The sequence below is a fragment of the Rothia sp. P100 genome, from assembly GCF_023712425.1.
Lineage (GTDB): Bacteria > Actinomycetota > Actinomycetes > Actinomycetales > Micrococcaceae > Rothia > Rothia endophytica.
The window spans coordinates 141336-161732 of record NZ_JAMAYG010000004.1; the positions used below are offsets into that span (position 1 = coordinate 141336).

The following is a 20397-nucleotide window of genomic DNA, read 5'->3' on the forward strand; positions in this document are numbered from 1 at the left end:
TGAGGCTAGCTCCCTCTTTGAGCCACCTGGCATATAGACTGGTGGGGTGACTGAAGAACCTGCACCCACCACTCAACACCTGCTCGGCGCCCAAGAAATCCGCGAACTGGCCGATATGCTCGGTATCCGCCCCACCAAAACCCTGGGGCAGAATTTCGTGATTGACCCCAACACCATTCGCCGTATCATCGCTACCGCTAAAATTAGCCCTGATGAAACGGTGGTTGAGGTTGGCCCTGGGCTGGGTTCTTTGACTCTGGGCATCCTGGATGCCGCTAAAGACATGGTGGCTGTGGAGATAGATCCGCCTCTGGCAGAACAACTCCCTGCAACAATTGCCAAGATGCGCCCGGGCTCAGAAGCACGTATTGATGTCGTGCTGTCGGATGCCATGAAGGTCACCGAACTGCCTAGAACCCCCAGCGCGCTGGTAGCTAACCTGCCCTATAACGTAGCGGTTCCCGTCCTCTTGCACATGTTTGCGCAGTTCCCTTCTATTGAGCATGCTTTGGTGATGGTGCAGGACGAGGTCGCTGACCGCCTGGCCGCCAAGCCCGGTTCTAAGATTTACGGGGTGCCCAGCGTTAAGGCCAACTGGTTCGCTGAGGTCTCCAAAGCGGGAGTGATAGGCACTAACGTCTTCTGGCCAGCTCCTAAAATCAAATCAGGTCTAGTTGCCTTTGAACGCCGCGCAGAGCTGCTTTCTGACCTACCGCGGGAAGAGGTCTTTGCCATTATTGACGCCGCATTCGCTCAGCGTCGTAAGACCCTGCGCGCCGCCCTGTCTACCTGGGCAGGTTCAGGTGCTCGCGCCGGCTCTATTCTTGAAGCTGCGGGTATTGACCCTCAGCTACGCGGTGAAAAGCTGGATATTCACGACTTCATTAAGATTGCTGAAGCTGCCCGTACGGTGCCGGCGGTAGGAGAAGCCTAATGTCTGTATCGGTCAAGGCCACCGCTCCGGGCAAGGTCAACCTGTATTTTGCGGTCGGCCCTCTTAAATCTGATGGGTACCACGATGTCGCGTCTCTTTATGCTGCGGTGGACATTCTAGAAACAGTTACTCTGACGGAAACCGATGCTCCCGGGATGAGTCAATCGATGAGTGTTGCTCACGGTTCACCGGTGGCTCAGCAGATGGAGTTAGGCGCTTTTGACCCCTCCGTAGTGCCTCTGGACCACACTAATCTTGCCTACCGCGGTGCTGCTGTGGTGCTGGGTGAAGCTGGGCTGAGCCCGGTTGATGTCTGCCTCAACCTTCACATTGAAAAGGCGGTGCCTGTTGCCGGTGGTATGGGCGGCGGTTCGGCTGATGCCGCAGCGGCTATGAAAGCGATGAACTCTTACCTGGTGCAAACTGGCAGGATTTCACAGGAGCTACCGCACAACCGGTTGTTGCAACTTGCAGCTCCACTGGGGGCAGATGTTCCCTTCGCCCTGTTGGGTGGGCTAGCTGTTGGGCAGGGCATCGGTGACCGCCTCCAAGCAATTCCCTTACCCGAGGGCGTTGAGCCGCTTCGTTTTGGTTTTGTGCCAGCGGTCTCTGGCCTGTCAACGCCTACAGTTTTTCGTGAGCTAGACGCCGGCAGGGAGAGCGGCCGCTACCCTTCCCCCGACGAAAACTTGCAAGTGCCACAGCAACTTATTGCTACTCTGACATCACCGGCTCCGCTGACCGAGCGCCTGCCTCTCATTTCTAGTCTTTTGCGCAACGACCTTGCTGCTCCCGCTCTCAGCCTGCTCCCTGAATTGGAGCAAACCCTGGCAGTGACAGCAGAAAACCCGGGTGTAACGGCATGTTTTGTATCAGGATCCGGCCCCACCGTCGCCTACATCTCACAGTGAGTTAGCTGAAAGAACCTGCAGTCTACCCCTGAGGCGTGGGTAGAATGAGAGCTGTTCTTTTCAGATTGCAGTGACTGTGTAGGGAATTATGCTCAGCAATATTCGCAACCTTTTTTATCTGGTTGATTTCCCGGTGAAAACCAAATTGGCGTTATCGGTGGTGGGCGCCTTCATCGTTTCCCTGCTTGAAATATTTGGTGTAGCTGCAACCTATCCGCTCATCTTGCTGGTTTCAGGGCAAAGTATTGAAAACGGACCCCTAGCCACTCTTGCTCAGCTTCTGGGAACCACTGATAGGCAACGCCTGATTGCACTTACCGGAATAATAGTTGTATCTGCATTTATCGGAAAATCATTGTTTACTATTGGCTTCCGATGGTGGCAAAGCGGTTTTGTCAACAAAATGGAACTGTCCGCAAAGGTCAATTTGCTGGGCCTTTACCTAGACTCTCCCTACCCTGATTACAAGAAACGGGAACTCTCCAAAATCCATACCAGCCTCGTGACATCAATGGCTCAGGCCTATCGAATGAGTATCTTTGGAGGGTTGAGCCTGCTGACAAACCTCATGACGATCACCCTCATGCTCATCATTGTTTTCATTCTCTCACCACAGGTTGCCATTATTGCTGTACCTATTTTTGGTGCCGTGGGGTATGCCATTCCCGCCCTTTCTAAAAGACGGTTGGAAAAAATTAGCCATCAGATCACAAAGGCTGATCAAATCTCCTGGTTCTCATCAATGCCAGCTTTATCAGCTTTCCGAGAGATGCGATTGTTTTCCGTGGGAGATCAGTTTGTGGAGAAATATAAGCGCGGCGTTGAAATGAGCGCTAAGGCCCAACGCCAACAGGGTCTGGTCAACGAGCTACCTAAAAACATTATGGAAATCGTTTTTATTGTTAGTATTGCGTCCCTGGCAGTCTTTATGTTTTCTACCCGGGACCAAGCAGAAGCAATTGCAACTATGGGCGTTTTCAGCGTGGCCGCTGTACGTCTTATGCCCGCCATTAACTCAGCTATGGCCTCTCTTAACGTCGTAAGATCTGGGACTGCTGGTGTGCTCCTTCTCAACAGAGAAATTGAGTACTTCAAGGGTATTTCACGGTATTCAGCACTACCTTCTTCGAACACTGTTTTCACCGGCGATGTTGATGTTCAAGGGGTTAGCTTCCAATATGACCCGGCAGCTGAACCGGTCTTAAAGAATATCTCTATCTCAATTCCCGCAAACAAAACGGTAGCTTTTGTGGGGTCTAGCGGATCTGGAAAATCGACTCTGGTTGATATTATTTTGGGTATGCTCCCACCCACCCAGGGATCTGTCACCTGTGGCGGAATCCCTATTAGCGCTGACCTCAAGGCGTGGCAACAGCAACTGGGCGTCGTGCCGCAAAGTGTTTATGTGCTCCCAGGGAATCTCAAGGAGAACGTTGCTTTTGGTTTACCCGAGACTGACATCGATGATGCACAGGTAATCTCTGCTTTAGCTCATGCTGAGCTGAATGAACTAGTCGATAGCCTACCGAACGGCATTACAGAAGACTTAGGGCAGGACGGCGGCAGGTTATCTGGCGGGCAACGTCAGCGACTGGGGATTGCCCGTGCGCTGTATCGCACCCCCAAATTACTGGTTTTAGATGAGGCTACATCAGCTCTAGATAATAAGACCGAGCATAAAATCACGCAGACTATTGAAGGTTTAGCTGGTGAAATGACGATCGTGATGGTGGCTCACCGCCTGTCTACTATCAAAAAAGCAGACATTATTTACTATATGAAAAATGGTGAAGTGGTGAACCAGGGAAGCTTCGAGGAACTTTCTGAGCTGAACCCTGAATTCAAAGAACTTGTAGAGCTAGGTAAACTGTAGGCCAGATTTTTTCTATGAGTAGATGCACGTGAAACTAGCGGATGACGAATAACAGGGCAATCTATTTTTTAGTAGATGAATTTCCGAGGTTTGGTGGAGCTGAGACTGTGACGGACAGATTGGCATCGGAGCTTACGGAAAGAGGTGAGCGTGTAGTTGTACTTGCCAAAACCTCCGGCATGAAGCTACCCAGTGAGGGTGCATACACAGGTGAATATTGTTCTCCTTTCTCTTTTGCTCTAAAGAAATCTGTTTTCCTTAATAAACTTGTTGATGTTTCTGCGGCGATAATTATTAAAAAGAAAATTCGTCGGTGGAATTCTTCTGACATAATTATATCTACTCGCGCAGATATTCTGCTGCAGTTAATATCTTCTCCTGCATTTGATATTGAGGTTAAATCTCTGATAATTAATCAATTTCACACGTCCTTAAACCCTCTTGGTGAATATGGCGCCTTTATCGAAGAGGCAAGGCGTTCTCTGAAAGTAATTGATGGAAGTGAACGTCATACCCTAGAAAGTATGGTCCAGAATTTAGGTGAGGGAAAATCAGTTTTTTCAGAGGTCATGGAGGTTTATTCTAAAATCCCACCAGCACTTCAAAGCCACACGCACTTATCAAGTCCAGAGAGCTAACTTACGGGATGCTTCTGGGATAACTTTTAGCTTCCGGCTAAAATACGAGGATAAAAAATCCCACCCCATTCTTTTAAGCAGTATACTTACTGAGTATAAGAACCTATAAGACAGCCCTTAACCTCAGAAAAGAGAATTCATGCGCGCCCTTACCTGGCAAGAACCTGGAAAAGTCGAAGTTATCGACGTTCCCAAGCCCACCATCCAAAATCCTACCGACGCCATTATCCGCGTCACGTCCACCGCTATCTGTGGCTCTGATTTGCACCTCTATGGTGTCCTAGGGCCTTACATGGGTAAAGGCGATGTACTGGGGCATGAGTTTATGGGCATCGTGGAAGAAACCGGATCTGAAGTACATAACCTCACCCCCGGCGATCGCGTAGTAGTTCCCTTCAACATCTCCTGTGGAAAGTGCTGGATGTGCTCACGCGGTTTCTACGCACAATGCGAGACCACGCAAAACACCAAGTACGATAAAGGCGCATCTCTCTTTGGCTTTTCCAAAATGTATGGGGAGGTACCTGGTGGCCAAGCAGAATATGTTCGCGTTCCGCATGCCGATTTTGGTCCTGTGAAAGTGCCTGAAGGTTATGCAGATGAGCGAGCACTATATCTCTCTGATATCCTTCCCACCGCATGGCAGGGAGTGAAATGGGCTAATGTTCCCCAAGGCGGATCTTTGGCAATTATCGGAGCCGGGCCCGTGGGGCTGATGGGATTACGTTCAGCCCAACAACAAGGTAATGCTGAGCAAATCATCATGGTAGATCTTGTCGATGAGCGTCTGGAATTGGCTCGCTCCTGGGGTGCTCAAACTATTGATTTGCGCGAAGTTAAGAGTGTAGGTGACGCGATTCGTGATCTTACCGGTGGGCGGGGTGCGGACTCTGTACTTGATGCAGTGGGTATGGAAGCGCACGGTAATCCTGTGCGGGAGAAGGTTATTAATATTATGGGCAAGCTGCCTGGTCCTGTTGGTCGACCCATGATGGACCGTGCCGGTCTCGATCGAACCGCCGCACTGATGAGCGCTATTGACGGCGTCCGTCGCTCGGGAACGGTCTCTCTCAGCGGGGTCTATGGTGGTAATGCTAACCCCATGCCGATGTTGAAGATGTTCGACAAAGGTCTCCGCTTGGCTATGGGCCAATGCCACGTACGTCAATGGACCGATGAGATAGCGGATATTCTCTTCCAGGACGAGGATGTTATGGGTGTAGAACAGCTAGCTACCCACCGGGTAGGTCTTTCTCAAGCTGCTGAGGCCTATGAGATGTTCCAGAAGAAACAAGATGGCTGCATCAAAGTAGTACTTGATCCAACTCGCTAGAGTTTTGGCATCATAAGAGTGGGGTGTCCAGGAAATTCTTCTCGGACACCCCACTGTGTTTATCAACTAGTTCATCCAGTATCAAAAAATTCTTAGTGCCTCGGGGGTTAGCGTACCAATTGATCTCTCTGACGCGACTTCTATGCCCCACAGAAATTGTGTCCTAGAGCTACCGGACCTCTGACAATAATAGGTAGGTCCATCACTCAGCCCTTTGATTCAAGACGTATAAATTAAATGCATGAGGGAATCTATGGGATGAGTATTGAACATAGGAGGATTTAGTGACACTATTAATAATAAGCAAGCTGATATAAAACCTTTCACAGCTTATTCTTCCAAGAGAAAGCAAGGCTCATGAACCCTCAAGCATCTCCCCATCTCCAGCCTGCCCCAGGGCAACCGGCATCTCAGCATCCTGACTTCAACGAACCTGCTCAACCTGCAGAGCCACTTGAGCCCAAGGCTGACCAGCATGAAGTAAACCCCCGCACAGTTACTGGAAAAAAGTCAGCCGATGGACCAGGCGATGTACATCAACAAGGTCGTTATCAAACGACCTCAGCTGGGGCGCGAATCTACGATACAAACCATACCCTCAAAGCAGGTGCTCGAGGTCCGGCCCTGTTACAAGATCATCACTTCCGAGAAAAGATTACCCACTTCGACCATGAGCGCATCCCCGAACGAGTAGTACATGCCCGCGGTGCTGGAGCACACGGCATCTTCGAAAGCTATGGTAACGCTAGCTCTGTCACCAAAGCTGGCTTTCTGCAACCTGGTCAAAAAACTCCAGTTTTCACTCGCTTTTCAACTGTTTTAGGTTCCCGAGGCTCAGCCGACACGGTACGAGATACCCGAGGATTCGCTGTCAAGTTCTACACAGATGAAGGAAATTTTGATTTAGTCGGCAATAACATGCCCGTCTTCTTCATCCAAGATGGCATCAAATTTCCCGACATTGTCCATGCCGGAAAACCTCATCCTGACCGAGAAATCCCTCAAGCACAAAGCGCACACGATACTTTCTGGGACTTCGTTTCTCTACATACCGAAGCTCAACATCATACAATGTGGAATATGTCAGACCGAGGCATTCCCCGTTCCTATCGGATGATGGAAGGTTTCGGAGTTCATACCTTCCGAATGGAAAACGCACAAGGAGAAACTTCCTTAGTAAAGTTCCATTGGAAGCCCAAACTCGGTGTACATTCTTTAACATGGGATGAGGCTCAAGTGACCGGAGGTGCTGACCCTGATGCTCACCGCCGAGATCTTGCTGATGCTATTGAATCCGGTGCGTACCCTGAGTGGGAACTAGGTATTCAGGTTTTCTCAGATACTCCTGACCAAGTTTTCCACGGAATTGACCTTCTAGATCCTACCAAGCTAGTACCAGAGGAATTAGCCCCTGTTGAGCTCATAGGAAAAATGACGCTCAACGCTAATCCCCGCAACTACTTCGCTGAAACAGAGCAGGCAGCTTTCCATCCTGGCCATTTAGTTCCTGGTATCGATGTAACCGATGACCCTCTTTTGCAAGGACGTTTGTTCTCCTATATAGATACTCAACTTACACGCTTGGGAGGCCCTAACTTTAACCAACTCCCCATCAACCGTCCTCATACTGAGGTCAACGATATGTTCCGAGATGGTTTTAGCCAACAAGCCGATCATGTTGGGGTAGCAGCTTATAAACCTAATTCTTTAGACGGTGGCAATCCCTTCCCCGCTTCAGCTGAAGATAAAGCCTTCATCGATATACCGGTTAAAGTCAATGAAAGCCAGAAGGTGCGTGAAGTTCCTTCAAGTTTTGATGATCATTTCAGTCAAGCTCGGTTGTTCTGGCAGTCAATGAGTGACGTAGAAAAAGATCATATTATTGCTGCGTATTCTTTTGAACTGGGTAAGGTCTATGAACCTGAAATTAAAAAGCGTCAATTGCAGTGTCTAGCAGAAATTGATGCGACCTTATGTTCTGAGGTGGCTCATGCCTTGGGTCTTGAGGCTCCTGCTGCTCGAGAAAATGTTGAGTTATATTTGAGCCCAAGCCCTGCTTTATCACAAATTGGTCGTAAGTGGCCTGTTGATGGTCGTATCGTGGGTATTGTGGTGGATGAAAATAACCCCCCTTCTGATTTAATAGAGCTACATCAACAAGTTACTGAAGCTGGGATGACACCACTGGTGATTGCACCGCGTGGTGGAAAAATTAACGGTGTACCGGTAGAGCGGACTTTTTCGATGATTCGTTCTGTTGAGTTTGATGCCTTGTTATTGGCGGGAAATCCCGGCCCAGCAGCAGATGCAGCTGTAGCTCGTGACGCGAAAGCAGGTGCTACTGTCTTGAATCAAACTGATCCGCGTGTGGTGTTGTTGGTCAATGAGACGTGGCGTCATGCCAAACCTATTGCAACCGCAGGCGAAGGTCAGGAAATTCTTTCTTCTGAATACGTGAAAGATTCTCCAGGAGTGGTTACTGCTCCGTCTTTGACCGAAGCCTTTGTACAGGTGAAAGGTCTTTTGGCTCAACACCGCGTATGGGAACGTTTCGAAACTCTCATCTAAGAAGGGTAATAATTTACTCTAATCTCCGGGGGTGATGAACATTACATCGTCCCCGGGGATCTTTCCTTTTCCATGAGACAGATATACCGAGGCTTATTCATAAGGGGGCCATCCAAAACGCTCGACAACGGCCCTATCAGCGGAAAAATAATCTGTCCTTTATAAATAAGCCTCAACACTGGTTTTTTGTATGTGAGGTTTCTTGTTGCTGGGATGCAACGAATAGGTCGTCGATGAACCTGTTTGTAGGTTTATGGTGTAACGATTTTAATAATTTTCTTTAGTTTATTTGTAGAGGTTTAACACTCAACTTTTCTTGCTGGTGAGACTCTTGTTTGATTAGGGTGAGCGTGTTCATGTTACACCTTGTGAATAAGCCTCAAAAAATCTGATATCGACCCATTACTATGCCCAGAAAATGATATACTAATTCTACTGATTATTTAATCCTCTACAGAAAAGGTGATGACTTATGGCTAATACACCAAGCCGTCGTCCTGCCCAGCCCCATGTTTCCAGTGCTACCCCCGCCAAAAACCGCACCACTAAGGATCAGGTTGCTGACCGCACCCAGGCGGAAGCACAGCAACTCAAGCACCAGGCAGTGTCCTCTGGCGAACGTGTTCTCGACACCGCCAAGAACAAGGCCGAAGACGTCAAAGAAGAAGTTGCCTACCAGGCTCAGGATCTCATAGGTCAGGTACGCGCAGACCTCCAGAAGTATGTAGGTCCTCAACAGCAACGCCTTGCAGCGACCATTCGCAACATCAGCGATGAAATCAACGCATTGTCCCAGGGCCAGCAGCCGCAGACAAGCTACGTCACCGGTCTTTTGGGTAACGCATCAGGTTACGTAGACACCGTGGCAACCTCCATCGAACAGAAGGACTCACAAGAGCTCATCAACGATGTACGTCGTTTCGCTGCTCGTAAGCCTGGTCTGTTCTTGGCTGCAGCACTCGGTGTTGGCCTGCTTGCAGGACGTGCAACTCGTAACGTCAAAGACAACGACCAGATTGCTACTGACCGCGAAAGCCTCAAGCAGTACGCAGGCCTAGAGTCACAGCAGTCAGAGCAACCGCGCTCATCAGCAGGCCTACCCGCTGCAGAACCTGAGCGCACCTTCATCACTCAGGAAGACACCAGCGACGTTACTGCGCACCACATTCCCGGTGCAGGCTACACTGCTGAAGGAGGCAATGTTCGATGAGCACTCCCGCTCCTCATAGCGAACCCGAAATCCGCGCCGAACGCGAATCACTGAGCGAAATGTTCAAGTCGCTGAGCACTAACGTCAGCACCCTCGTTCAGCAGGAAATAGAGCTGGCAAAGGCTGAGCTCAATCAGTCCGTGCAGCAAACCAAGAAGTCAGCAACCGTCATGGGCGCTGGCGCAGGTATGCTCGGCGGCGCCGGCGTAGCAGGTCACTTTGTACTGCTGTTCTTGTCTTTGGCTCTTATGTGGGCTCTTAGTAGCCTAATGTCTTTGGGTTGGGCAGCATTCATTGTTGCAATCCTATGGGCAATCGTTGCAGGTGTCCTTGCCGTAATGGGTAAGAACAAGGTGAAGCGTGGCAAGGTAAAACTTCAGCAAGCAACCAGCAATCCGCTCCCGCACACTCGCGAGACCATAGCGGAAATTCCCGAAACTGTTAATCCTTCTAAGGAGACCCGATGAGCAACCAGACCCCCGAAGAAATCCGTGCCGAAATCGAGCACACTCGCAACCGTTTGAGCTCAGACGTTGAAGCTGTTGCTGAGAAGGTAAACCCCGAAAGTGCTGTGCAGCGCCAGAAGGACAAGGCGCGCAACAAGTTCCAGGATTTGCGTGAGCAGGTTATGGGCGCATCAGACTCAGCACACAACACTGCTGATGAACTGCGCTACGAAGCTACCGATCGCGCAGCTCAAGCTAAGGACGCTTTGAACCAGGCTCCCGGTCTTGCTAAGGCTAAGACTCGTGGCAACCCCTTCGCGGCAGGTTTGATTGCTGTGGGTGCGGGTTGGCTCATCGGATCAATGTTGCCCTCAACTCAGCGTGAGCAGCAGCTCACCACCGAGGCAGCGCAGCAGATTCGCCCGCATGTTCAGCAGGCAACTGAGTCAGTGAAGAACGCTGCTCAGGACATCGCTGAAGGTATCAAGGCACCTGCACAGCAGGCATTTGATTCCATCAAGGAGACCGCACAGGACGCAGCACAGGACGTCAAGGCGCACGGTCAGGACGAGACTGCTCATTTGAAGGAGTCAGCAACTCAGTCAGCTGAAAGTGTTAAGAACACTGCTACTAACAAGTAGGTAGCGTCTGTGTTGACGGATAACACCCGTTGACGAGGAATAGAAAAGGGGGCCCCGCATCAGATGCGGGGCCTCACCTATTGTTGTTTAAGACCTATTAAATTTAAATATAACTATAATGGAAAATTTTTTTACCGAAAACGCTTGTAAAGAAGATTTTTACTCAGAGGCTTGTTCATAAGAGGGGACATCCCCAACCCTCAACAACTAGACAACAGTCCTACCAGCGGCAAAAATAAGAGGAATAACCACCACAAATAACCTCGATCCATACCGGAAGAACCGTTGCTACACCAGCGTACAACCGGCCTCACAGCCAAACAATTCGCCACGCTACTACAAACCCTCACTTACCTCTTCACATGGATTAAACCTGCCCAAAAGCCCCACAAGCTCACCCTGACCCACAGCCCTGAAACTCACCCTCCTTTACCTACGCCACAACCTCGCTGAAGAGCTCCTAACTTAAGCGTTTGGGGTTTCTCGACCACGATATCCAGAACTATTTATCACATCGAAAACGCCTTAGAACAACTACCAGATATGAAGATTCCAGCACTAGAATCTCTCAAATATATCCCAGGCTCCGCATAATCGATGGGAGGCTGATTACGGTTTGGTACTGGTCTTTACAAGGGTGAACGTTGTTTTCAGCTAAACGCAAAAGAACCGGATATAACCACCAGATGCTCTGCACCTTCAGTGGGAAACTACTGGCTATCACTAACCCAATACCAGGAGCTAGACATGATCTGTATGCCTATTATTTTCACCAGTTAGAGAGGCGTTTGGGTGACTCCACTTTGGCAGATAAAGGTTAACATCGGGTTCGGGTTTCTCACACCGGTCACAGGCAAAGCGGGTGTGCGGATGCGGGTTGTGGTGAAGGAGAGTAATTGTCGGATTAATCGGCTGAAATTAGAGGTGGAGCGGGTGATGAATCAGGTAAAAACGTGGAGGGTGTTACATACGGGTTTCAGGCGTCCGCTGGGTTCGTATGGGCGGCTTTTTTCTTCTGGCGCGGGCGTGGATATTTTTCGCAGCTGGGCCCCTTATGAATAAGCTTAAATATTAAGATAATCTTAGAAGCTAACCTACTTAGTGTTTAATTTACTTAGGTCGTTATCCAAGGAAAATCCAGAGTAATAAAATAAAATTAAATACTTAAAATGAGTTCTGTATTGAAATATTTTATATTAATTAATTTATATTATTTTTTAAAAAACGTTCTGAGGTGCGATGGTGAAGTGCTGTCAGTTGATCAATCTGGCGATTTGCTCGGAAAATTAATTCTTGAATCAAGTCGGTATCAATACGGCTATCTTCTTCACCATAGGTTTTTAACACCTGCCACCCCTGACGCTTGGCGTATACAGCATCGGTCAAAGCTTCAATCTCTAATAGATCACTTAGGGGTGAACGAGACACTACTTCGCCATTGAGCTTGAGGCGACCAAGCTTCTCTCCAATAAAAGCCACTCCTTCTTGAAAAACAGGATATGAAATATCCAATTTATTCATCAGCTCCATGAGGAAATCCCGCTCGTTTTCAATCTGCGGCACTAGGCCTTCAACAGTTTGACGAACCTTATGATCTGGATGATTCTTTGCTACTCGAGTAAAAAGATCCACACCGGTTTTTGACCCCGCCAGATGATGTTGAAGGTATATAGAAAGCTCTTTACTGCCCAAAGGTTCTAACGATGCTTGTGAGCCTGTTTGGTTTTCCATTCAAAGTATCCTTTCATATTTTTATCCCATGAGTAATGGGGAAGGTCGTACTGGAGATATTACTCCTAAAAATGCCTTCTTTTCCACTGTGGTCGTAAAAAAAGAATATGGGAAAGCTCTATGGGTAAACATGTATTCTCAAAGGTGAGGTCTACTTAATAAGGAGGTTTATTCAAAAGTCCCACCAGTCTCATAAAAACCCCACCCCCGTACCACACCAAACACCCGCAGATACGAGCTCAACGGCTGCCGAAAAATAGAATCCAAACCCCGCCACGTCTTGACCTGAGCGATCACTTGTTTGACCACCGCCCTGCATGAATTGATGAACTTGTTGACTGCCTTTATACCCAGCGGGGTTTTGCGGGCTTTGTAACGCTTACTTGGGGTAGCTAGTCCCAACCCGATATGGCCTTTATCAGCCAGGGTGGATAAATCCAGCAGCTGATCTAAACTGTGAACCCTAAAAGCATGCGCATTATCCCTAGCACCAGGTAACGGGTCCGTTATGGATAGAGGTTTTCCGTCCAAGGTGCAGATTATTTGATGATTGAACCGTGAACGCTTATGCTTGCCAGAAAAGGGTCTTCTACCTAGCGAACGCCAATTACAGGTGGGTATAAGGGTTCCATCTATCACCAAAGAACCTGGTGCCTTTAGGTTTTCTTGCAGGGGTTTGATCAGTGTTTTTTGGAGCTCTTGGAGGGCTTTTAGTAGCGTGGTGAATGGCGCTGGCATTAGCCCGGTTGTGCGCTGGTGTGGTAACGGTCTTTTCCGGTTGACTGAGGTTATGTGGTTGAAGATTTAACTCTCATTGTGCCACTGGTGGGGCCGTTGTCTAGTTGGTGGGTGGGGTGTTTACCTACTCTTGAATAAGCCTCAGTAGATACTTTTTTGCGGTGGGTCGAGGAAAGTCAGCATGAGGTTTCAAAAGGTTGTTTGGTAGCGTTTGATAGTGAAAGGTGGAGAATCAAATTCGCGAACATTCAGTGGTCATTATTTCTAGCCAGGTACCTAAAACGGAACCCACCAGCGCCGGTGAGCGGTTGGTCGGTGAACTTTGTGAGGCCCTCAGTTCCCACGGGCACACCCCTCTGGTGATTGCCCCCCACCCACGTAATGGTTTGGCCCAGCAGTACGCTGTGGCTCACCATTTCCTTAATATGGATAAATCCAGCCGCATTCAAAAGTGGAGGGCTCCGGTAGGTACCTGGACGCCTAATCTGGAATTCTTGCTGGCTGTGCGAAATGACTTCACGGCCATGAAACATCTGCAATCTGCAGAAATTATTGATATGCAGTGGTCGACTAATATTATGCTTGCTCCTTGGCTTCGCCGGGTAAACCCCTCAGCACGGCTCATTGGCACCTACCACGATATTAATGAACAGCGGTTTAAACGCAGATCTGCAGCTGAAACCAGCGCAAAAAAAGCGCTGGTCTGGTCTGTGCAAGCCGAAATATCACGGTGTTTCGATGCTGTTTCGGCTAGTTACCTTGATACGGCTATAGTTCTCTCTGCTAAAGATGCAGGTTTGTTGAAAACCCGTCAAAGGGACATCGGCAAGGTTGAGACTATCCTCCCTCCGGTTTATCTGGGTAACAGCGTCCCCCTAGCCCGAGCTGCACGTAGCAAGCATCTTCTCTTTGTGGGAACCATGTACCGCTGGGAGAACCACCAGGCTGTCCAGTGGCTGATTGAAAAGGTTCTGCCTCTCGTCTGGCAAAAGGACCCCGAGGTTACGCTGAAGGTAGTAGGGGAGAGCCCCTCCGCCGATCTCCTACGGTTAGGTCAAGATCCCCGCATAGAATTTACTGGGTTCTTGCAGGAAATAGAGCCTGTTTATGCCGAGGCAACCGCGGTGGTTGCCCCCATCCAGCTGGGCAGCGGTGTCAAATTTAAGACTTTGGACGCTATCTTGCGTGCTGTTCCCGTCATTGCCACAGTGCCCGGTGTCGAAGGTATCGCTCGGGTGAGCTGGGCATCAAAAATAGCTCACAACCCGCAGGGCTTTGCTCATGCGATACTCGATGTGGTGGGTAACCCTGCAACCTACCAGGCAAAAGCAGACGAGGCTTGCTTAGAAGCTAAGCACATTTATTCACAGCAGAGTTACCGAGCGAGAATTGGGGAGATTTATGGTGCCAAGTATGCCTAAAGTTTCAGTGGTGATACCTGCCTATAACGCGGCTTCGTATATTGAGGAGCAAGTTGAAGCTCTATTAGCTAACACCTTCGAAGTTGCTGAAATTGTGGTAGCTGATAATGGTTCTACCGATTCAACTCGGCATATCATTGAGCGTCTTGCACAGCAGTATGGGGTAGTGCGGTACGTTGACGCGAGTCAACAAAAAGGTGCTAATTCTGCTCGAAACATAGGAATCGCATGTGCTACCTACGACCTTTTACTTCTCTGCGACGCTGATGATGTTGTGGCCAGCGACTGGGCTGAGAAGCTTGTTATTGCTTTAGAGGACTCTGACTTTGTCGGTAGTGGCTACTGCTACTACGTGCTGAACGAAGATAGCGGGGACTATGAAGAGCGAGCTACTGTCCTTGAACAACCCACAGTTTTTGGCTCCGAGCCCTACTTAGTAAGCTGCAGCATGGGTATGAAAAAGAGTGTCTTTCATGCGGTTGGTGGTTTTGATCAGTCCTACAAAGGTGGGCACGAAGAAGTAGATTTTTGTTTGCGTGCGTCAAGCGTCGGTTTTATTCAGGGATGGGTGCCTAAAGCTCTCATACGCTACCGCCAGCGTCCATCTCGTAATGGCCTTGTAAAGCAGTCCCGGAACTACGGGCGGACCTGGATACAATTGGCCCAGAACTTCTCACCTATTTACGACCATCACATCCCTTCCCTCAAGCTCATGATTCGTAAAGTAGCCCCGCAAGTACCTAGCGTGCTCTTGAACAAGCAGATGAGCTGGGAAGAACTGAGGGGTTTCTACTGGAATGTGGGAAGACTTGAGGGAGTTATCAAGTACCGGGTGCTCAGGAAGACTCCGCAGCGCAATCTGTATAGCTCGGTACCTGACAGCCCTCGCTAAGAGGTTGCTGGAAGCCACCCTCGGTTGTGCAAAGACTGTTCTATACTTCTCCACATCGATAGGTATGGAAAGTTCGCGTGGACATGCTCTGAGGCCCGGTGGCCCTTCTGCGCCACTTCTTGAGGGTCTTCTAGTAATTGGTTGGTACGCAGACTCCACGCTTCAGGATCACCCTGCGGATGGTAGTAGGCTACATGATCGTCAAAGTAGTCTCTCATAGCAGTCGACTCGGTGAGTAGCAGAGCTGCTCCAGTTGCTGCCGCTTCGAGGGCAACAGTTTGCCCGGTAGGGTAGGCAAGCTCGACCGTTGGAATCGCTAAAATGGATGACTCATGCAAGACCTTAACGTACTCTTCGAAAGGCACCAGCCCATGGAAGATTATATTGCTGGGCAAATCGATTCCTGCAACTAACTCGGGCCTGGTATAGAGGTGGATATCCGCCTTGATAGTCCGGGCTGCTTCAATCAGGGTTGCATAATCCCTGCCGCGATCAAACCCGACTGCTGATATCAGCCCCGGCTTCTTCATATGTGGGCTGTAACTAAACAATTCTGGTGCAAATCCAAAATGTATAGCCTCTACCCGTTCCCGGGGAAATCCCGCATCGACTAGGATGTCTACCTGATTCGAGCTCAAAACGAAGATAAGATCAACCGCCGAGTATTTTTTCACTAGTTCAGTGCGTTCCGAGGCTGATGCCTGCAGCAGCTCCTCAGCCAGCCAGCAAGAAATCATTGCTAGAGGCTTAGACGCATACGGGGGGATGTTTTTGCTTTTAAGCAGAGCAGGAAATTGAGCATGCTGTTCAAGAAAACATAGGACCGCCTCGCTCTTGACTACACGCGGTATAATCTGCAGAGCTTTGAGAATGGGGTAGCCAGCACGATGTTCAAGCACATCACGAATTTTGATGAGGGGCTGTCGCTCAGCATCTGCACCATCGTAGACAGTGTGGCCTAGTTGGTTTCTGAGTAGGTTGACCCCGTACGGGCCTTGCTCTACGGTTCCTGAACAAAGGACTGAAATAGATGCCATTACCGCTGTACTCCTTTGAAAGTCTCAATGGAACCCAGCAAGGTTGCTCCGATACGGGAGCTATCGTAGGTCTCAATACCTATACGCGCTTTGTGGCCTGCTTCAATCAGTCGGTCATGATGAGTAAGAAGGTCTTTTAGCTTTACCTTGAAGCCTTCGAAATCATTAGCAGGGACGAGCGTCCCTTCGGTGGCTTTAGAAAGGGTCTGTACGCCACCTGAGACATCCATAGCCAGAGAAGTAACTGACGCAGCAGCGGCTTCTGCTATCACCATCTGCCACCCCTCCAACTCTGAGAGCGATACCAACAGGCTGGATTTTTTGAATGCTTCCTGCGGAGGTTTCACCCCATGAAAATAGATCCGGGCTGAAATATCTTGAGGGAGGGAGGCTGCCAGCTGCCTGAGCGTAAGATGTTCTAGGCCATCGCCGTAAATATCTAAATGCCAATCTTCAAGCGAATTCTCTTGAGTTGCAACTTGGGAAAAAATCTCGATAGCTTTATCAACACGCTTACTTGTCACGTGTCGGCATATAACCGTTACCCTTTTTTCATGGGTTGACGGGTTAAAGCTTCCTACCGTGGTGAAGTTAGGAAAAAACCTCACGGGTTTTTGGGTGAGCTGGGCCAGATAGTCTCTGTCCCTTTCTGAAAGGACCAAGAACCCCTGGTAATCGGCAGAGGTCAGGTCTTCAGAGGTGAAAAGACCTCCAGCTGGTCCAGGCGGTGTAATACTGGTGTGGTACTGGCCTAGCGTTAAATGGGCACGGTTTCTAAAAGCAGAATTTTTGCGGAGCTCACGAAAGATATCGCTACGACAGACCACTAAAACATCGCGGTCAGATATTTTATGGGTCAACCGGTAAATAAAGAATCTCTGGGTTATCTGTTGAAGCGTTTGAACCAAACCTAGTTTTTTGATGACAAAGAAAGGTAAATTTTTAAGGATATTTCGGGCGGAGCTATCACCTAGGAGCAGCGGTTTTACAGTGATCCTCTGCAAAGGATTAAAGTAGGTAATTTTATTTTGTGACGTGAAACCACCACCGCTAAAACTAGCCAACACCTCTGAAGGTATCCCTTGCTGGTTGAGACTTACACAGTTAGTCTCGATGACAGTCTCAATCCCACCCACAGCGGGGAATGCATCGATCAGGAAATAAACTTTTCCTAACTTACCCGTAGGTACTACGTCCTTCATGATTTTCTCCATCAGATTTTATGAGACCAGATCGCTGAGCTCCATCCAGCGCATCTCTAATTCTTCAATCTCGTCCTGCAGACTCTGCTGCTGGGCGCCAAGATCTGCAAGACCTGTGTAGTCACTTTGGTCGTGCGCCACCATCTTTTCAGCCAGGGCATTTTTCTGGTCAGCTAGTTTGGCTAACTTACGGTCAATCTGGTTGATTTCTTTCTGGGCGGCTCTTGCTTCAGCACCGCTAACTTTGGGAGCCGAAGCGGTAGCAGCGTCTTGCTTGCCCAGCGGGGAAGAATCAACGGCGGCGCTGGAGGGCGCGGAGGCTGCTTGAGCAGATAGCTGCAAGTACTGGTCGATGCCGCCGGGTAGATGGCTGAAGGTACCGTTCACCAGGGCGTATTGCTGGTCGGTCACACGTTCCATGAGATAGCGGTCGTGGGAGACCACTAGAAGGGTGCCCGGCCAGGTATCCAGAAGGTCTTCCATAGCTGCCAGCATGTCCGTATCAAGGTCATTGGAGGGCTCATCCAGGATCAGGACGTTGGGTTCATCGAGCAAAATCAAAAGAAGCTGCAGACGTCGCTTCTGGCCACCTGACAAGTCCTTAACAGGTGTAGATAGCTGCGCTGAGGTGAAGCCAAGGCGCTCCAACAACTGCCCGGGAGTCATTTCTTTCCCGCCGGTTACATACGTTGTACGTTTGCGGCCAATGACATCTGAGACCCGGTCGTTTTCGATGTCTTTTAGCTCATCGAGCTGCTGAGTAAGAGTGGCTACCTTAACAGTCTTGCCGTGCTTAACTCTGCCGGTGCTGGGCTGGACGGAGCCCGTGACGAGACCCAGAAGCGTTGACTTACCGGCACCGTTGACGCCCATGATGCCGGTGCGTTCACCGGGGGCTATACGCCAGGTAATTTTCTTGAGCACCTCTTTGGAAGAACCCGGGTGCTGGGTATCCGGGTAGCTGACTGAGACATCCTCGATATCAACGACGTCCTTACCCAAGCGTGAAACCGCCATTTGTGATAGTTCAACCTTGTTGCGTACCGGGGGAACATCAGCAATTAGACTATTAGCGGCATCAATGCGGAACTTGGGCTTGGATGTACGGGCGGGTGCGCCACGGCGTAGCCAGGCCAGTTCCTTACGCATGAGGTTCTGACGCTTAGCTTCAATGGTTGCTGCTTGACGGTCACGCTCAACACGCTGCAGGATGTAGGCGGCGTAGCCTCCCTCGAAGGGTTCAACGATGCCGTCGTGTACTTCCCAGGTGGCGGTGCAGATTTCATCGAGGAACCAGCGGTCGTGGGTGACGGTGAGCAACCCGCCAGCGTTTTTGGGCCAGCGGTTCTTCAAATGCTGGGCAAGCCAGGTGATAGCTTCAACATCAAGGTGGTTGGTGGGTTCATCAAGCATGAGGACGTCCCACTCGCCAGCTAGCAAGGCGGCTAGAGCTACTCTGCGGCGCTGGCCGCCGGAGAGTGAACCAATAGGGGCGTTCCAGTTGAGGTCTGAGACCAGGCCGGCAATCACGTCGCGCACTTTGGCGTCGGAGGCCCACTCGTATTCGGGGGTATCGCCCACAATCGTTTGACCCACGGTGAGGTCATCACTGAGGACGTCTGCTTGGTCTAGGTAGCCGATGCGGGTCCCTGAACGAACAGTCACCTTTCCTGAGTCAGGCTCGAGCCTCCCCCCTAAAAGTGAGAGCAGGGTTGATTTGCCGTCGCCATTACGACCTACGATGCCGATTCGGTCACCTTCGTTAAGCCCTACGGTTACACCCTCAAAAACAGTACGGGTGGGGAATTCGATGTGCAGCTCTTCGCCGCCTAATAAATGTGCCACCTCTCTAGGCTACAGGCACCTCGGTGGTTCTGCCCTAGAAAAGTATGTATCTGCAGGCAGAGACCGTTCTTACATCTGGTGAAGATGTGAGGTGCTCTACTCCCTAGGCAGGTAAAATTATGGCGGGTAAGGCACAGCCCCACCTAACGGGACCATAATGAGCGGAGCGCCATGTCAGATTTTAATGTTTCAACCCTTTTGCACAGGTTTGGGCACAAAAAAACCTCTGATTCTGCTGTGCCGCTTGTAAAAAAACAAGTTCTTTTTATCTGTACCGGAAATATAGCTCGTAGCGCGTCTGCGCAATATATCTCTCGCTCTAAAATTTCACCGGAGGCGCAGTGGACCTTTGACAGTGCTGGGATTGGTGCTGTGGTGGGCTCCGGTGTGGCCCCTCATGTTGATAGAGAGCTAGATGCTCGTGGCGTTGAATATGGTGCTCACCGGGCCAAACAGGTAACGGAGAAAATGATCGCTGAATCTGCCTTAGTCCTGGTGATGGAGAAGGAGCATCTTCACTGGTTGGTCCATGAGTGGCCGCAGTATCGGTCAAAAATTCACCTTCTGGGACAAATGGCACGGCTGCGGAAGCATGCGGGACGGCGCGTTGATCCGGTCGCCTTCATGCAACAGCGCGTCGAAGAGCCTTTAGCCGCCGATGAAATAGCTGACCCTTACCTCAGAGGTGAAGCTGCTGCCCAGAAGACCGTTCAGGAAGTCGAGAACGCACTTGATGTCATCATTCCCTGGCTAGGGTACTAAACTTTTGCGTGCGTTATAGCTCACTGTATTTCGTATCAGGGCATGACTTTGATACTATTTTGACTGTCTGTTCTCAAGGAGTTTTGCGTGAGTTCACCTCCAGAGCCAGTCAGTGATCCGCCATGGTGTAATTGGCAACACAGCGGCCTTTGGAGCCGTTATTCAAGGTTCGAGTCCTTGTGGCGGAGCTAGTCACCACGTTAAGCGTTGAAATA

Annotated in this window: 17 protein-coding genes and 1 tRNA gene; 13 read left to right on the plus strand and 5 right to left on the minus strand. The window is 49.9% G+C overall.

The features are described from left to right. The first annotated feature begins 46 nt into the window (after window positions 1–46). The 9 genes from rsmA to M3668_RS09910 all read left to right on the plus strand — a co-directional run bounded on the left by rsmA (window position 47) and on the right by M3668_RS09910 (window position 10554). Window positions 47–934 carry a 16S rRNA (adenine(1518)-N(6)/adenine(1519)-N(6))-dimethyltransferase RsmA gene (rsmA, locus tag M3668_RS09870; protein ID WP_502948966.1) on the plus strand — a complete coding sequence of 296 codons (888 nt, stop codon included), beginning with the start codon at window positions 47–49 and terminating at the stop codon, window positions 932–934. Further along, window positions 934–1845 (plus strand): GHMP family kinase ATP-binding protein, encoded by a 912-nt coding sequence (locus M3668_RS09875; RefSeq protein ID WP_251380679.1) that lies wholly within the window; start codon window positions 934–936, stop codon window positions 1843–1845. Before rsmA ends, M3668_RS09875 begins: the two co-directional genes overlap by 1 nt. Before the next feature lie 88 nt (window positions 1846–1933). Further along, the gene (locus M3668_RS09880; protein WP_251380680.1) at window positions 1934–3718 is read left to right on the plus strand and encodes an ABC transporter ATP-binding protein; all 1785 of its coding nucleotides are present in this window, start codon (window positions 1934–1936) and stop codon (window positions 3716–3718) included. Between the two features lie 41 nt (window positions 3719–3759). Then, window positions 3760–4356, plus strand: a complete 597-nt coding sequence (locus M3668_RS09885; protein ID WP_251380681.1) for a glycosyltransferase family protein — start codon at window positions 3760–3762, stop codon at window positions 4354–4356. 139 nt (window positions 4357–4495) lie between these two features. After that, window positions 4496–5689 (plus strand): zinc-dependent alcohol dehydrogenase, encoded by a 1194-nt coding sequence (locus M3668_RS09890; protein WP_251380682.1) that lies wholly within the window; start codon window positions 4496–4498, stop codon window positions 5687–5689. Between the two features lie 357 nt (window positions 5690–6046). Next, complete coding sequence (locus M3668_RS09895; RefSeq protein WP_251380683.1) at window positions 6047–8257, plus strand: catalase; 2211 nt, start codon at window positions 6047–6049, stop codon at window positions 8255–8257. 472 nt (window positions 8258–8729) lie between these two features. Beyond that, on the plus strand, window positions 8730–9467 hold the full coding sequence (locus M3668_RS09900) for a hypothetical protein (RefSeq protein ID WP_251380684.1): 738 nt from the start codon (window positions 8730–8732) through the stop codon (window positions 9465–9467). Beyond that, window positions 9464–9934: a phage holin family protein gene (locus M3668_RS09905; protein ID WP_251380685.1), complete on the plus strand. Its 471-nt coding sequence runs from the start codon at window positions 9464–9466 to the stop codon at window positions 9932–9934. The genes M3668_RS09900 and M3668_RS09905 overlap by 4 nt, the downstream gene beginning before the upstream one ends. Continuing rightward, complete coding sequence (locus M3668_RS09910; RefSeq protein ID WP_251380686.1) at window positions 9931–10554, plus strand: DUF3618 domain-containing protein; 624 nt, start codon at window positions 9931–9933, stop codon at window positions 10552–10554. The genes M3668_RS09905 and M3668_RS09910 overlap by 4 nt, the downstream gene beginning before the upstream one ends. 1200 nt (window positions 10555–11754) lie before the next feature. Here the strand turns inward: M3668_RS09910 and M3668_RS09915 are convergent. Further along, a complete protein-coding gene (locus M3668_RS09915; protein ID WP_251380687.1) occupies window positions 11755–12285 on the minus strand; it encodes a hypothetical protein in 531 nt (176 codons plus the stop codon). Window positions 12286–12453: 168 nt separating this feature from the next. Beyond that, on the minus strand, window positions 12454–13023 hold the full coding sequence (locus M3668_RS11200; protein ID WP_353055978.1) for a transposase family protein: 570 nt from the start codon (window positions 13021–13023) through the stop codon (window positions 12454–12456). Between the two features lie 224 nt (window positions 13024–13247). Between M3668_RS11200 and M3668_RS09920 the strand changes: the two genes are divergently transcribed. Continuing rightward, window positions 13248–14444 carry a glycosyltransferase gene (locus M3668_RS09920; RefSeq protein ID WP_251380688.1) on the plus strand — a complete coding sequence of 399 codons (1197 nt, stop codon included), beginning with the start codon at window positions 13248–13250 and terminating at the stop codon, window positions 14442–14444. Then, a complete protein-coding gene (locus M3668_RS09925) occupies window positions 14437–15336 on the plus strand; it encodes a glycosyltransferase family 2 protein (RefSeq protein WP_251380689.1) in 900 nt (299 codons plus the stop codon). Before M3668_RS09920 ends, M3668_RS09925 begins: the two co-directional genes overlap by 8 nt. Here the strand turns inward: M3668_RS09925 and M3668_RS09930 are convergent. The 3 genes from M3668_RS09930 to M3668_RS09940 are packed head-to-tail and all read right to left on the minus strand — an operon-like array spanning window position 15333 to window position 19420. Then, window positions 15333–16373 (minus strand): glycosyltransferase, encoded by a 1041-nt coding sequence (locus tag M3668_RS09930; RefSeq protein ID WP_251380690.1) that lies wholly within the window; start codon window positions 16371–16373, stop codon window positions 15333–15335. The two genes, M3668_RS09925 and M3668_RS09930, sit on opposite strands and share 4 nt — an antisense overlap. Continuing rightward, entirely contained in the window at window positions 16373–17575 is a 1203-nt protein-coding gene (locus tag M3668_RS09935; protein WP_251380691.1) for a glycosyltransferase, read from the minus strand. Before M3668_RS09935 ends, M3668_RS09930 begins: the two co-directional genes overlap by 1 nt. Before the next feature lie 18 nt (window positions 17576–17593). Further along, window positions 17594–19420, minus strand: a complete 1827-nt coding sequence (locus M3668_RS09940) for an ABC-F family ATP-binding cassette domain-containing protein (RefSeq protein WP_251380692.1) — start codon at window positions 19418–19420, stop codon at window positions 17594–17596. A gap of 171 nt (window positions 19421–19591) precedes the next feature. Here M3668_RS09940 and M3668_RS09945 point away from each other — a divergent pair, with 171 nt between their 5' ends. After that, complete coding sequence (locus M3668_RS09945; RefSeq protein ID WP_251380693.1) at window positions 19592–20182, plus strand: arsenate reductase/protein-tyrosine-phosphatase family protein; 591 nt, start codon at window positions 19592–19594, stop codon at window positions 20180–20182. A gap of 116 nt (window positions 20183–20298) precedes the next feature. Next, window positions 20299–20370, plus strand: a tRNA-Gln gene (locus M3668_RS09950). Window positions 20371–20397: the final 27 nt, after the last annotated feature.